This is a genomic window from Parageobacillus galactosidasius, from assembly GCF_002217735.1.
GTDB classification, from domain to species: Bacteria; Bacillota; Bacilli; order Bacillales; family Anoxybacillaceae; genus Parageobacillus_B; species Parageobacillus_B toebii.
In genome coordinates, this window is record NZ_NDYL01000002.1 from 956,038 (window position 1) to 971,043 (window position 15,006).

Sequence of the window (15,006 nt, forward strand, 5' to 3'; positions counted from 1 at the left end):
TTATCATCGCTTGCGAATTTGAAAATTGTCCTCTAACAGCACCCAATTTTCCGGATAAGAATAACCAAGCACCCAATAGCTAATGCCTCTTAGCTGATATTCTTTCACCAACTCAAATTTTGCCTGGGCACTGCGGGCATCCTCAAACCAGACTTCATGCGTCCGCCCCTGGTTGTCGACATAGCGGTAAAACGGCGATGCGGCGATTGGATCGTATTGAATCGTTGCTCCATAACGAATGGCGCGTTCTACTGCTTCCTGCGGGCTGAACGTTTCCGCCTCTTGCCCTTGTACGTGCGGAAGAACCCAGTCGCGCGCGTAAACTTGAAACCCCATAAAAATTTTATTTCTTGGTATTACGCTGACCGCGTAATTGAGCACCCTTCTAATTTGATGAACCGGGGAAATCGCCTGCGGCGGGCCAAGCCGGTATCCCCATTCATACGTCATCAGCACGACAAAATCGGCAATTCTCCCATGGGCTGGGTAATCATGCGCCTCATATAACAGTCCTTTTTGCTCCCCGCTTGTTTTTGGAGCAAGAGAAGTGGATACAAAATAGCCTTCCTGATGAAGGCGCTCCACAGCGCGTTGCAAAAACTGATTATACCGCTCCCGGTCAGACGGATAGACGTTTTCAAAATCAATGTTCAACCCGCGATATCCTTTTTCCCGCATCGTACGGACAACATTATCAAGCAGCCGGTTTTGCAATTGTGTATTGGAAAGGATCGTTTGCGCCAATCTGGATCCCGGATCTTTATACGTAAAATTGGTGATCGCCATCATTGGAACGACCCTTTCTGCCGCTATAGCCTGAATGATGGCTGCATCATTGAACGGATTGAGCCCGCCATCTGCTCTGATTGTATACGCAAACGGAGATACGTACGTTAAATGGCGGCCTACTTCCCTGACTTGCTGCGCCCCTTTTTCCCCCGGATCAATCGTAAATGCATTCACTTCAATGACCGGCTTAGAATGAGGAATCGTTAATACCATGCCGGGGAAAATTACGTTTGGATCGGCAATCCGATTGACTTGCAGGATGTCTTGCACGGTCATCCCATACCGCGCGGCGATTTGTGCCAACGTTTCTCCCCGCTGCACCGTGTGTGTTCTTGGCGGAATAAGAAGAACCGTTCCTGGGTAAAGAACGGAAGGGTTGCTGATTCGGTTGGCCCGAACAATCGCATCCATTGAAACGCCGTATCGCCTAGCGATAGCCCATAATGTTTCTCCCGGACGAACGGTATGATAGCGATATGGAACCGGAATGACGAGCGCCTGCCCGACCGCGAGACGATTGGGATCTTTGAGACCATTAGCCGCAATGATTTGATCCAGCATCACCCCGTAGCGTTGAGCAATCGCCCATAAGTTTTCCCCTCTCTGCACAATATGGATCAGCATCGTCTTCCTCCCCCAGTCAATAATTACACCTCATGCTACTATATTTTCGTTTTTCTGCTCTTATGAATGAAAAAAGCTGGCTCAGTCAGTTGACTAAGCCAGCTTTTCCGTTTTATTGATTTGCCTTGCTTACAGCCCGCATTTTAGCTGCGCGCCGCAGCTTGTGCATGTGTTGCAGCCGCCGATTTCTTCGACCGTACCTTCACGGCAAACCGGGCAAATGTTGCCGACTTCGGACCCGATCGTTACATCAGTTGCGCGCAAATCTTGAATCGTATCAACGAGAACAACGGCGCGTTTTGTTTCTTTGTCCTCTTCCTCTTCCGGGAGCAGTTCGAGCTGCTCTTCGGGCGTATTTTCTTCCGCTTTCAGTGTCAATACTTGCGCATCGCGGCTTCCGTCCACATAGACCGTACCGCCTTTTGCGCCGCCGCGCCATAAGCGTTCATATACTTTTTGCACTTGCTCAACGGTATATCCTTTTGGCGCGTTTACCGTTTTTGAAAGGCTGGAGTCGACCCAGCGCTGAATGATGCATTGCACATCCGCATGCGCTTCCGGCGATAAATCCATCGCCGTGACAAACCAATGCGGCAAGTTGTTCGGATCCGCTTCCGGATGTTTGTCCAAATATTCTTGAACGATATCGGCCTTCACCTCAATAAACTTGCCTAGGCGGCCGCTGCGGTAGTAAGAGAAGGAAAAATATGGTTCAAGCCCTGTAGAAACCCCAACCATCGTTCCAGTGGATCCTGTCGGAGCGACCGTAAGCAAATGCGAATTGCGAATGCCGTATTTCAAAATATCTTGGCGAATATCTTCCGGCATTCGTTTCATATAGCCGGTATTAATAAACGCTTCCCGCAGTTTTTGCGTTTCTTCTTCCGTTTCCCCAACAAGGAATGGGAAGCTGCCTTTTTCTTTCGCTAGTTCAATTGACGCGCGATAAGCGGTCGTCGCAATCGTCTTAAACAATTCATCGACAAGTTTGTTTCCTTCCTCGGAACCGTACTCTTTTTCGCAGTAAATAAGCAAATCAGCTAGTCCCATAACGCCAAGACCGATGCGGCGCTCCCCGAGCGCTTGTTTTTTGTTTTCTTCTAGGAAATACGGCGTTGCGTCAATAACGTTATCTTGCATTCTCACGCCGATTTCGACGGTGCGTTTTAATTTTTCATAGTCGACGACTTTCTTTTCTTTATCGACCATATTCGCCAAGTTAATGGCTGCTAGGTTGCAGACGGAATATGGTGCGAGAGGTTGTTCCCCACATGGGTTTGTCGCAACCACTTTTTGACCGTACGCTCGGGCGTTCGTCATTTCGTTGGCGTTATCGATGAAGAAAATGCCTGGTTCCGCGGAATACGTCGCGCAAATATTAATCAGCTTCCAAAGCTCGCGGGCGCGAATTTTGCGGTACACGCGCACGCGATACCCCATTTTCTCCCATTCGCGTACATCGCCGACTTCGTGCCATTTTTCGTTGTAAATTCGCATTTCTTCTTCTGAGTAAGTTTCTACATCTGGGAAGCGCAGTTCGTACTCTTCATCTTTTTCGACGGCTTCCATAAACTCTTTTGTCAGGCAGACGGAAATGTTTGCTCCTGTTAAAAAGTCCGGATTATGTACCGTGTATGTGCCGCCTGTACGTAATTTTTCTTCTGCTTCTTTAATAATTTCTTCACTGAAGCCGCCGTAGCCCGGAACGTTTTTGTAGTTGACGATTGCTTGGTACATTGCTCGTTCCCGTTCGGTAAGCGGCGTGAATTTCAGTTTATCTTGCGCCGCTTTTTTAATTCCTTCGTCTTCCATATTTTCAATTAAGTAGCGCAAAATGCGCGGATTTTGCATTTTTGAGACGATGAACTCGATAATGTCCGGATGCCAGTCTGCCAGCATAATCATTTGCGCGCCACGCTATTTGTTACTCACTCCATATGATGGAGCGGGCTAGGTCATTTCTGCCTAGCTCTCCGTCTTTCGAACGGAGGTCAGACTATATCATCAAAGAAGAGAATGTGTCATCATCTCTTCTTTGTCTCGTGCCTCGTAACGTCGTTGCCGAGCGTTACGATTTACTCCTTCCATGGCCCCCGATATACCAACCACCTTGATTAATATTATAATTTTAATTTAATTATATTGGGAGCTGTAGGAAGTTTCAATAGTCGTTGAACCTTCATCTCCGTTTCCAGAGATGCTTGGCTGCTGGTTGCCCATTGTTACATCCAACTTGTTTTCAAACCATCACGCTCGCCGTTGCCGGCCACGTTGTGGTCAAGTTGGCTTTAGGGGGTTCCAGCAATTCACGAGATTTTACTCCCGCCATGGCGCTTTTTAACGGGAGCCACCTTGTTCGACAAGGTGGGTTAATTTCGCAATATCGTCAAGCCAGGAGACCGATCCGGACGATTTTCCGTTCACCCCGCGCGCTAACGTGTTGCGCGGACGCAATGTCGAGCCATTCGTGCCGACGCCGCCGCCGCGGCTCATAATTTCCATTACTTGTTTGCGATGCTCGGAAATCCCTTCACGCGAATCTTTTATAAACGGCATGACATAGCAGTTGAAATACGTCACATCTTTCCCGGATCCTGCGCCGTACAATACGCGGCCCGCTGGAACAAAGTTCAAGCTGACAAGCTCTTGATAAAACTTTTCAAACCACTCTTTCCGTTTTTCCTCCGTCTTTTCCACCGCTGCCAAGCCTGTTGCATTTCGTTTCGCGATTTGTTCGTAAAAGATTTCGAGCGGTTTGTCGATCACATCAAGCGGGCGGACGACGGTTCCCGTCTCTGCTTCTTCTCCTTCGAGTACGTGTCGATATTCTTCCTCAACGAGCACTTTCGCTTTTTTTGCTTCCCAATCAATATCGACGATAAAGCCCAAGCCGCGAGCCGGGAATTTCGGATCTTCTTTAATCGTCAATACGACAAAATCGCCGACTCCCAGCGTCAATTTTTCTGTATCTTTAAATGAGTAGCGATCCAACATCACTAAACGAGAAACGCCTTTATGCGTAATTTTCATATCCTCCGTAATTGGATGCACTTGCGGAAAAAGACGAATATCCTCATTCAACTTTTCGATATTAATTTTCATTTTTTCCGAAGACGCGACCGTCATTCTCCAATCTCTCCTCTTCTTTCTATTTTTTTATTACTTTTCTGCCTGCGTGTTCTGTCTTTTCTACCTTACCATATTAACCATAAAAAAACAATATATAGTATGTTTTTTAACAAAAAACATACTATATATTGTGTTTTGGTCAACTGTTTTTCATTTTGTCAAATAAAAAAAACAATAGAAAACGGCGAAAAAAGGAGAGAAACGAAAAAATTACGCCTTTTTTGCCGATAAATGAATGATTTTCCACGTTGCCAATCAGCGTTTGAAATTCCATTCATCGCTTTCATATTTCGTTCGTGCTAGCTCATGAACATATTCTAGTTCTTCCGGCGATAACGTATATGGTTCCAGCACGATATCAAGCCCTTTTTCAAATCCTTTATAAAACGCTTCTTTCGCTTCTTCGATCGTAATCTTGCGGTTGGTCAATTCGTTAATCGCCACCGCCTTGTTTTTAAAATTGCGTTGCAGGCGCTCTTTTACCCGTTCGTTTGGATATTTAAACAAGCTGAAAAGCAAATCTTCATCCAAGTCAAGCAAAATCGAGCCGTGCTGCAAAATAACCCCTTTTTGCCGCGTCTGCGCACTGCCGGCAATTTTGCGGCCTTCGACGACAAGCTCGTACCATGACGGCGCATCAAAACAGACGGCAGATCTTGGGCTTCTTAAATCCGCTTTCTCCTCTTCCGTTTTTGGCACGGCAAAATAGGCATTTAAGCCGAGAAAACGAAATCCTTCTAAAATTCCTTGCGAAATCACCCGATACGCCTCGGTCACCGTTTTTGGCATATCCGGATGTTCTTCGGAAACAATCACACTATACGTCAGCTCTTTATCATGAAGAACGCCTCGTCCTCCTGTCGGCCGTCTCACAAACCCGAGACCATGGCGTTTTACCGCTTCTAAATCAATTTCTTTTTCCACTTTTTGAAAATACCCGATCGATAACGTCGGCGGATTCCAACCATAAAAGCGAATCGTCGGCGGAATTTTGCCTTCACTATGCCAGTCTAAAAGCGCCTCATCTAGCGCCATATTAAACGAAGGAGAACAGTATCCGGAGTCGATAAAGCGCCAAATTTCTTTTGCCATCTTTCAACCCTTCTTTTAATTTTAAAGTTTGCGTGCGTCTACTAGTTTAACAAACAATCCGAATCATGGAAAGAAAAACGCTGTTATACTCTTGGAAAATATTTTGCTTATCAAAAGCAACGCTTATATAATAGAAGTTGGCAAATGAACGGAAAGGGGGCGCTACTTGTGGAAATATTGCTTATTATTCTCGGCGCAATCATCATCTATTCTGTTGTCACCTATCTCATGCAGCGAAAAATAGTAAAAGCATTAACAGAAGAAGAATTCCGCGCCGGTTATCGCAAAGCGCAATTAATTGACGTCCGCGAACCGGATGAGTTTGCGGCTGGACATATTTTAGGAGCGCGCAATATTCCTTTGACCCAACTGCGCATGCGCATGAAAGAGTTGCGAAAGGATCAGCCAATTTATTTATATTGCCAAAACGGGCTGCGCAGCGGCCGCGCCGCGCAAATGCTGTACCGTAAAGGATACCGCGATTTGTACCATTTAAAAGGCGGTTTTAAAACATGGACGGGGAAAATCAAGAAAAAGGCTTAAGGCAACTAGAAAGGATAGATGGGAGCCGCGAAACGCTTTCATCTATCCTTTTTTCTCATCGTCAATTATAAAGAAAACAGTAGGCTCCGCTTTACTTTTTGCCAAAGTGAAGGATTTATTATGCAATAAGGTGCCCAAAAAACGTTTAGGGCACCCAGTTTAGACTGCTAGGAAATGACTTCTAACTCCGAAGGCATCACTACTTTTTCTAGTACAGAAGCCACGGCGCCGATCGCACAGCTTTTTTCCAATAACTGTGATGGAATAATGAACGGACCGTTCCCATTTTTCACTAATATCCTTTTTTCGACTTCTTCCCGTGCCGGCTCCAGCACCCATTTGCCCGCCTTGCCAATCGTACTGCCGACAATAACGGCTTCCGGGTTATACGCATAAATGATATGTAAAATGCCGATCCCCAGGTAATGGCCGACCTCCGCCAATATTTGCGCCATTTGCTTGTCGCCGCTTTCAGCTAATGCGCGTACTTTCTCTACGGAAAAGCCTTCTAACATGGAATGATAATGTTCCTGCTCGAGCCGACGCTGAATATACTTTTCTGACGCGTACATCTCCCAACATCCGTTATTGCCGCAGCTGCAACGAAAGCCGTGAACGTCAATGACATGATGGCCGATTTCGCCGGCAATGCCATCAATCCCGCGGTATAGCTGGTTGTGAATGATGACTCCGGCGCCGATCCCGATCCCGGCGCTGACATATACAAAATTCGCAAACTCTTTGCCGGCGCCAAACCATTTTTCACCGAGCGCCGCCAACTTTGCTTCGTTTTCAATAATAATCGGATAATTTGGCCATTGTTTTTGAAGAATGGAAGAAAGGGAAACATGATCCCAATGAAGGTTCGGCGCAAATACAACAAGCCCTTCTTCCGCATCCACAATCCCTGGCACGCCAATGCCGATGCCCATTATTCCATACGGAGTAGTCGGCGCCTGGCGAATGGCTTCGTGAATCATCGCGATCATTTTTTCGATGATTGTTTCCTGCTTTTCATTGGCACGAAAATGGCACATCTTCTCCCAAATGATCTCGGCGTTTAAGTCCGTTAACACGGCATAAATGTAGTTGACCCCCAACTCTATGCCGATTAGTGAGCCAGCCGCTTCGTTAAAGCGGAGCATGAGCGGCCGGCGGCCACCGGTGGAAACGCCAATTCCGCTTTCGCTGACAAAATGTTCGGAAATTAATTCATCGACTAACGCTGATACCGTAGCCTTGTTTAATCCGGTGATTTTGGCGATCTCCGCCCGCGAAATATTATTTTTTTCGCGAATCAGCTTTAATACGATCTGTTTATTGATTTTTTTGACGAGTCCTATATTTCCTGTTCGCACCATATACGGTCATTCCTTCTGCAACCTTTTTTAGTATGCCGCGCGAATAGGCGGATGAGTCTCTGATCAATATCCATCGCCAGCGGCTGTATGAAAAAAGTTTATCTCGTGAGCCATGACATATGCAAACGCACGCAGCAATTCTTCATCGCTTACTTTTTCCCACGATCCCTGCGGCCAAAACTGATTTCACCCACTACTAATCGCTGTTCCTCAGTCTCCTATATTCCATCTTTGATGTACAATACAAAAACGACTTATTGCTTCTGTTTAATAACATTAGTTTATATACTAAACTAACATAGTTTTTATGTCAATAAAAAACAGATGAATTCATCTTCTTTGCAGAGAAAGGAACTATGTGTTTGTGGTATGGGCATTACTTTTCATTAACTAAAAGATACACTTCATCAGTCCATCACTCTCGTTTTTTGTGCACGTTCTTCTTGAAACGATTTGACAGGATAGCGCATGATTTCCTGTATGTAACCGATGAGCATCTTTTCACTTCCTTCATTATTTTCTTATTTTTCTGTCTACAATTAATATACAAAAACAAGCGATCCATTCCCAGCGGAATGAATCGCTTGTTTTATTCGTTTTATTGTTTTTGGTAGCGCAAGATTGGCTTGCGCGCAGCTGTCGTTTCGTCGAGGCGTTTGACAACGGTCGTATGCGGTGCTTCTTGCACGATTTCTGGATTTTCTTCCGCTTCTTTAGCGATTTGAATCATCGCATCGATAAACGCGTCTAACGTTTCTTTCGATTCGGTTTCCGTCGGCTCGATCATCATGCATTCCTCGACAATAAGCGGGAAATATACTGTCGGCGGATGGAAGCCGAAATCCAGCAAACGCTTAGCAATATCGAGCGTGCGGACACCGAGTTTCTTTTGCCGTTTGCCCGACAAGACAAATTCATGCTTGCAATGGCGGTCGTACGGCAACTCGTAATATTCCGCGAGACGGCGCATCATATAGTTGGCATTTAACACGGCATATTCCGTCACCGCTTTTAAACCGTCTGGACCCATGGAGCGAATATACGTGTAAGCGCGGACGTTAATGCCGAAATTGCCGTAGAAAGGTTTTACGCGTCCAATCGCTTGCGGTCTGTCATAGTCCAAATAATAGCCATTTTCCCCTTTTGAAACGACCGGCTTTGGTAAAAACGGGATAAGGTCCGCTTTCACCCCGACTGGACCGGAGCCTGGACCGCCTCCACCGTGCGGACCAGTAAATGTTTTATGCAAGTTGAGATGCACGACATCAAAACCCATATCTCCCGGTCTTGCCTTGCTTAATACAGCATTTAAATTAGCGCCGTCATAGTACAGCTTTCCGCCAGCTTCATGCACAATCTCGGCCATTTCTAAAATATTTTTCTCAAACAAGCCGAGCGTATTTGGATTTGTAAGCATCAATGCCGCTGTATCCGGGCCAACGACGCGTTTTAAATCTTCTAAGTCCACTAACCCGTCTTCTGTCGACTTGACAGTAACGGTTTCAAAACCGGCTACCGTTGCGGAAGCTGGATTCGTTCCGTGAGCGGAGTCAGGAATAATCACTTTCGTCCGGTGAAAGTCGCCGTTTGCCTCGTGATACGCACGAATCATCATCAGCCCTGTCCATTCGCCGTGCGCTCCCGCCGCCGGCTGTAGCGTAACGGCGTCCATCCCGGTGATTTCTTTTAAATGCTCCTGCAGGTCATACATTAATTCTAACGCACCTTGCACCGTTTCCTCAGGCTGAAGCGGATGAATATGAGCAAATCCAGCGAGACGTGCGACATTTTCATTGATTTTCGGATTGTATTTCATCGTACAAGAACCGAGCGGATAAAAGCCGGAATCGACGCCATGATTCCGTTTGGACAATGCGGTGTAATGGCGCATAATATCGAGTTCCGACACTTCTGGAAGCTCCGGCTCCTCCGTACGAATATAATCGGCCGGTACGACATCTTCGATATGGACAGCCGGAACATCTAACTCCGGCAAACTATAGCCAATGCGCCCAGGTTTGCTTAATTCAAAAATAAGCGGCTGATCTTTATGCATGACAATCCCCCAATTCTTTCACGAACGTGTCGATTTCTTTTTTTGTTCGCAATTCGGTTACCGCAATTAACATATGATTTTGCAATTCCGGATAATCGCGGCCGACATCATAACCGCCGATGATTCCTTTTTCAAGAAGGCGTTTGTTCACTTCCGCCACCGGCTTGCGAAGCCGGATAACAAATTCATTGAAAAACGGCCCGGTAAACGGCACATCAAACCCATGTTTGACGAATTCATTTTTCGCATACTGCGCTTTTTGTATATTCATCGCCGCCATTTCTTTCACACCTTTTTTGCCAAGCGCCGTCATCGCAACAGAAGCAGCGAGCGCGTTTAGCGCTTGGTTCGAGCAAATATTGGACGTCGCTTTATCGCGGCGAATGTGTTGCTCGCGCGCCTGCAATGTCAACACAAAGCCTCGTCGTCCTTCTTCATCGCTCGTCTGTCCGACAAGGCGTCCAGGAATTTTGCGTATTAGTGCTGATTTGACGGCAAAATAGCCGCAATGTGGTCCGCCAAATTGCATTGGAATGCCAAATGGCTGGGCATCGCCGACAACGATATCTGCGCCAAACTGTCCTGGCGGAGTAAGGATGCCAAGAGCAAGTGGATTGCTCGCAACAACGAACATGCTTTTTCCGCTATGGGCGATCGGTTCGATGTCTTTTAGCGGTTCAATTTGTCCGAAAAAGTTTGGATATTGAACAATAACACAAGCAACTTCCTCATCCATTTCCATCTTTAATGCCTCTAAGTCGGTTACGCCATTTTGAAACGGAATTTCTACGACACAAAGCCGCTGTCCTTTTGCGTATGTTTTCACCACATCGCGGTATTCCGGATGAACCGTTTTCGATAGCAATACTTTTTTCTTTTTCGTATGCGCAGCACTTAATAGCATTGCTTCCGCTAGCGCTGTGCCTCCATCGTACATGGAAGAGTTCGCTACATCCATTCCTGTCAATTCACAAATCATCGTTTGAAACTCGAAAATCGCTTGCAGTTCGCCTTGCGAGATTTCCGGCTGATATGGAGTATATGCTGTGTAAAATTCAGAACGTGAAATAACATGATCCACAATCACAGGAATATAATGATCATACACTCCTGCACCTAAAAAGGACGTATATTTTTTCGTATCCGCGTTTTTCTCTGCAAGCGCGGACAGTTCTTTGAACAGTTCCGGCTCCGATTTCGCCTTTTTAATGTTTAACTCGCCGCGAAAGCGTACGCTTTCCGGAATATCTGCAAACAAATCATCAATCGAATCAACGCCAATTACTTTCAACATTTCCCGCTTATCTTCTTCTGTCATCGGCAAATAACGATGAAGCACGTCCATTCTCCCCTTTTTTTTCTTTACTTTGCCCGCTTATAAAACGGAGTTGCGATTACTTTCGCTTTCAAACGTTTACCGCGGATTTCGACTTCTACTTCCGTATCCATCTCGGTAAATTCTGTTTTTATAAGCGCTAGGCCGATATTTTTCTTCAATGTCGGTGATTGCGTTCCAGTCGTGACAAATCCGATTTCTTCTCCATTGGCAAACACTTTATAGCCATGGCGCGGAATGCCTTTGTCAATCATTTCGATCCCGACCAGTTTTCGCGCTGTTCCTTCTTCTTTTTGTTTTTTCAATACATCTTTTCCGATAAAATCGGCATCTTTGTTCGTTTTCACCGCAAATCCAAGACCGGCTTCAATAGGGGTAATGTCTTTCGATAGCTCTTGTCCGTAAAGCGGCAGCGTCGCTTCAAAACGAAGCGTATCGCGCGCACCGAGTCCGCATGGAAGCACTCCTTCTTCTTTCCCTGCTTCTAAAATGGATTCCCAGAGCGCTACGGCATCTTCTCTTCGGCAATAAATTTCAAAACCATCTTCCCCAGTATAACCGGTACGGGAAACAAGCGCTTTTACGCCGTTAATATTTATATCATCTTGAAACGAGAAAAATTTGATTGCCGATAAATCGGTATTCGTTAATTTTTGTAACACTTGTTCTGCAAGCGGCCCTTGCAAAGCAAGTTGAGCAATTTCCTGAGAAATGTTTACAAGTTCCACATCGCCAAATAAGTGGTCATGCAGCCACTCAAAATCTTTCTCAATATTGGCGGCATTGACAACAAGGAGATAATGGTCATCCGCTTTTTTATAAATTAATAAGTCATCCACCGTTCCGCCATCTTCATAACACATAAGCGAATATTGCACACGGCCGTCTGTCAATTTCGATACATCGTTCGTCATCATTTTTTGCAAAAACGCAAGGCTGTCGTCCCCTTTAACGACAAATTCTCCCATATGTGATACATCGAATAAGCCAGCACGTGTACGCACTGCTTCATGTTCTTCTTTAATGCTGGAAAATTGAACAGGAAGCTCCCATCCGCCAAAATCGATTGTTTTGGCACCATAACGCTCGTAAACAGCAAATAACGGCGTGCGTTTTAGCATTTCTTCCCCTCCTAATTTTTTACATAAACGCAAAAAGGACAGACTCCTCCCTACCATGATGAGTGGAGGCTCTGTCCTGGCACCTGAAAGTTTCCCTATTGTAAAATAGGTTTCCTCTTTGGTGGTTCACAAGGTCGTGAACACTCTCCAGAGCTGCGTCAAACAAGAGTCTTTTTGCCTGAGAGATTCGCGTTTCCGCTTGCTCCTTCGGCGCTACATTACGTAGTCTCTCCCCTTGTTCTCATCCGCGGCCATATATAATTTTCAAGAAAATGGGCACACTATTAGTAAAAAATCGCAAAATAAATTTTAACTTTCTAACTTTACTATTATACTACCATTAAAAAATGGAAAAGAGCAATAAAAAAATAAAAAAATAAAAAAATAACCGAACTTTTTAATGTTATTAAACAACAAAAAACAAATAATATACGTATATTAATAAAAATTATAAATAAAACGTTCGTGAAAATAAAGGAGTTGGATGCAATGATGGACATCGAGATGGATGAAACGTGGAAGGAAGAATTTATCGAACGAATCGAAAAGGACGGGCCTTGGGCGAGCTGGGAAATGTATCAATTAGCGCTCGAGGCTGCTGCGCATTTAAGCGTACCTGAGTTTGACGGCCTGCAGGCGCCAAAACATTTGCCACACTTGACTCCGCTTCCTCATCAGCTTGAAGTTGCAAGGCAAGTCGTCGAAAACATGAATGGAAAAGCGATTCTTGCCGATGAAGTCGGTCTTGGAAAAACCATTGAAGCAGGCCTTATTTTAAAAGAATATATGATCCGCGGGTTGGTAAAAAAAGTGCTGATTCTTGTCCCTGCCTCTCTTGTATCGCAATGGGTAAAGGAGCTAAACGAAAAGTTTTTTATTCCTGCCGTGCAACAGAAAAAAAGCTATGTGTGGGAACAATGCGATGTCGTCGTATCCTCGATCGACACGGCAAAAAAAAGCCCGCATCGGGAAATTATTTACAAACAGCAATACGACATGGTCATCATTGATGAAGCGCACAAGCTGAAAAACAATAAAACAAAAAACTATGAGTTTGTTCAAAATTTAAAAAAGAAGTTTTGCTTGCTCCTAACAGCGACGCCGATTCAAAACCGGATTGAAGAAATTTTTAACCTCGTTTCCCTACTAAAGCCCGGTCATTTAGGAAACGCAGAATATTTTGCAAAAACGTACGGAAAAACGCGCTCTTTACAAACAAATGAACATTTAAAAGCACTTATTAATAAAGTCATGATTCGCAACCGCCGCATTGACACTGGCATCGAATGGTCCAAACGCCACGTAAAAACCGTGCTTATTGAGTTTACGAAAGAGGAACGAGAATTGTATGAGGCGGTACAAGCGTTAAAATATGATGGATCACTGTTATTTGGCAATCAATTTTCACTTATCACCATGTTGCGGGAAGCGTGCAGCAGCCGCGAAGCGCTATTTCTTACCGTAAAAAACATGATGGACAAGTACGAAGGAGAGGTTCCAGATTCTTTCCACAAACTAATGAAAAAAATAAATGCCGTTACAACCAATTCGAAGGCAGAAAAAGCGTTGCAGCTTATTCAATCCATTAATGACAAAGTCATTATTTTTACTGAATACCGGGCGACCCAGCTTTATTTGCAATGGTTTTTAAAGCAGCACGGCATCTCTTCCGTCCCGTTCCGCGGCGGATTTAAACGTGGAAAAAAAGATTGGATGAAAGAGTTATTTAAAAATCATGCGCAAGTTTTTATCGCAACAGAAGCGGGCGGAGAAGGAATTAACTTACAATTTTGCCGCCATGTCATCAACTATGACCTGCCTTGGAACCCAATGCGGCTCGAACAACGAATTGGACGCGTTCACCGGCTCGGTCAAACAAGCGATGTGTACATTTACAATTTCGCTGTAAAAAATACAGTGGAAGAACATATTTTAACGCTGTTATATGAAAAAATTCGTCTATTTGAACGGGTAGTTGGCCAATTGGATGACATTTTGGCAAAAATGAACTTCGCGAATTTGGAACATTATTTGCAAGACGCACTCCTGAACTCTCGAAGCGAAGGAGAAATGAAAATTAAAATGGAGAATATTACCGCAATGATTGAGCTAGCAGACCAGCTTGCCAAAGGAGGGGAACAATATGCAGCAACATGAGATCCACCAATTTTTAGAACGATATTTTCGCGCCAATGAATGCGACATTCTCGAAGCAGATGACGGATATATAAAAGTGCAATTGTCGATTGAAATGGATAAAGAGTTAATGAATCGCCCGTTTTATTGGCATTATATTGAGCGAACCGGCGGCACGCCTGCACCGATGCAACTAACGCTTATTACAAAACAAACGGAGAAAACAAACTCACTAGAAGGAGAACGGCTGCATTTTGGTTCACCTAGATTGCATCAAATTTTCCGCTCCGCGCAAAAACGCGGCGGCTTCATTCGCTTGTATGAGGAAGTAGATACTTACCAGCAATCACACATTCCACTTCATCCTTGGCTTGGATTAAACGTGAAAATTTCTTACCAGTGTGACAGAACGAAAGATCAAATTTTGTCACTCGGATTGCACTTAATCAGCGGAACAATTATCGAGCAATTTCATGACCGATTACAGAAACTGAAGCTTACCCCGAAAATACCTGATTATTGTTTTACGATTTCCCCGCTCATCAAACCAAAAAGCGGTATTGGACGTTTAGAACAATACATTCGTAGACACATCTTTCAAGATGATCACACATGGGCGGAAAAAGCGAAAGAAAGATGGGCAGAAGATTTGGCGCTTCTTGATCATTTTTATGAAGGGATGGAAGAAAAACCAGAATGTTATTATATTGAAAAAGAAGCGCTTGAAGAGCAGTATAAACCAAGAATTATCGTTTCCGTCATTAACGGAGGACTATTTTACTTGCATCCCCGTTCCTAATCGTTCTGTTTTCGCTAACT

At 44.7% G+C, this 15,006-nt stretch carries 9 protein-coding genes, 2 pseudogenes and 1 riboswitch; of the genes and pseudogenes, 3 read left to right on the forward strand and 8 right to left on the reverse strand.

Annotation, left to right across the window (positions count from 1 at the left end):
- Positions 1-3: 3 nt before the first annotated feature.
- The 4 genes and pseudogenes from B9L23_RS14405 to B9L23_RS14420 form a co-directional block, all read right to left on the reverse strand.
- Positions 4-1,413, reverse strand: coding sequence for a glycoside hydrolase family 18 protein (locus B9L23_RS14405; protein ID WP_089097909.1), 1,410 nt, complete (start codon positions 1,411-1,413; stop codon positions 4-6).
- Positions 1,414-1,542: 129 nt separating this feature from the next.
- Positions 1,543-3,330: pseudogene (locus B9L23_RS14410) on the reverse strand (vitamin B12-dependent ribonucleotide reductase); the annotation flags it as partial.
- Between the two features lie 423 nt (positions 3,331-3,753).
- Positions 3,754-4,539, reverse strand: a pseudogene (locus tag B9L23_RS14415) (ribonucleotide reductase N-terminal alpha domain-containing protein); the annotation flags it as partial.
- 258 nt (positions 4,540-4,797) lie between these two features.
- Positions 4,798-5,634, reverse strand: coding sequence for a lipoate--protein ligase family protein (locus B9L23_RS14420; RefSeq protein ID WP_062678729.1), 837 nt, complete (start codon positions 5,632-5,634; stop codon positions 4,798-4,800).
- 168 nt (positions 5,635-5,802) lie between these two features.
- Between B9L23_RS14420 and B9L23_RS14425 the strand changes: the two genes are divergently transcribed.
- The gene (locus tag B9L23_RS14425) at positions 5,803-6,177 is read left to right on the forward strand and encodes a rhodanese-like domain-containing protein (protein ID WP_015864470.1); all 375 of its coding nucleotides are present in this window, start codon (positions 5,803-5,805) and stop codon (positions 6,175-6,177) included.
- A 167-nt stretch (positions 6,178-6,344) separates the two neighbouring features.
- On the opposite strand, the gene B9L23_RS14430 is transcribed toward B9L23_RS14425, so the two are convergent.
- The 4 genes from B9L23_RS14430 to gcvT form a co-directional block, all read right to left on the reverse strand.
- Positions 6,345-7,538 (reverse strand): ROK family transcriptional regulator, encoded by a 1,194-nt coding sequence (locus B9L23_RS14430; RefSeq protein WP_062752894.1) that lies wholly within the window; start codon positions 7,536-7,538, stop codon positions 6,345-6,347.
- A 598-nt stretch (positions 7,539-8,136) separates the two neighbouring features.
- Complete coding sequence (gene gcvPB / locus B9L23_RS14435) at positions 8,137-9,594, reverse strand: aminomethyl-transferring glycine dehydrogenase subunit GcvPB (RefSeq protein ID WP_081188129.1); 1,458 nt, start codon at positions 9,592-9,594, stop codon at positions 8,137-8,139.
- A complete protein-coding gene (gene gcvPA, locus B9L23_RS14440; protein WP_062678733.1) occupies positions 9,587-10,933 on the reverse strand; it encodes an aminomethyl-transferring glycine dehydrogenase subunit GcvPA in 1,347 nt (448 codons plus the stop codon). The genes gcvPB and gcvPA overlap by 8 nt, the downstream gene beginning before the upstream one ends.
- Before the next feature lie 23 nt (positions 10,934-10,956).
- Entirely contained in the window at positions 10,957-12,051 is a 1,095-nt protein-coding gene (gcvT, locus tag B9L23_RS14445) for a glycine cleavage system aminomethyltransferase GcvT (RefSeq protein WP_089098338.1), read from the reverse strand.
- Between the two features lie 156 nt (positions 12,052-12,207).
- A riboswitch (glycine riboswitch) is annotated at positions 12,208-12,296 on the reverse strand.
- A gap of 244 nt (positions 12,297-12,540) precedes the next feature.
- On the opposite strand from gcvT, the gene B9L23_RS14450 reads away from it, so the two are divergent.
- Complete coding sequence (locus B9L23_RS14450; protein WP_089097910.1) at positions 12,541-14,208, forward strand: DEAD/DEAH box helicase; 1,668 nt, start codon at positions 12,541-12,543, stop codon at positions 14,206-14,208.
- Positions 14,195-14,986: a YqhG family protein gene (locus B9L23_RS14455; RefSeq protein WP_089097911.1), complete on the forward strand. Its 792-nt coding sequence runs from the start codon at positions 14,195-14,197 to the stop codon at positions 14,984-14,986. The genes B9L23_RS14450 and B9L23_RS14455 overlap by 14 nt, the downstream gene beginning before the upstream one ends.
- Positions 14,987-15,006 lie beyond the last annotated feature (20 nt).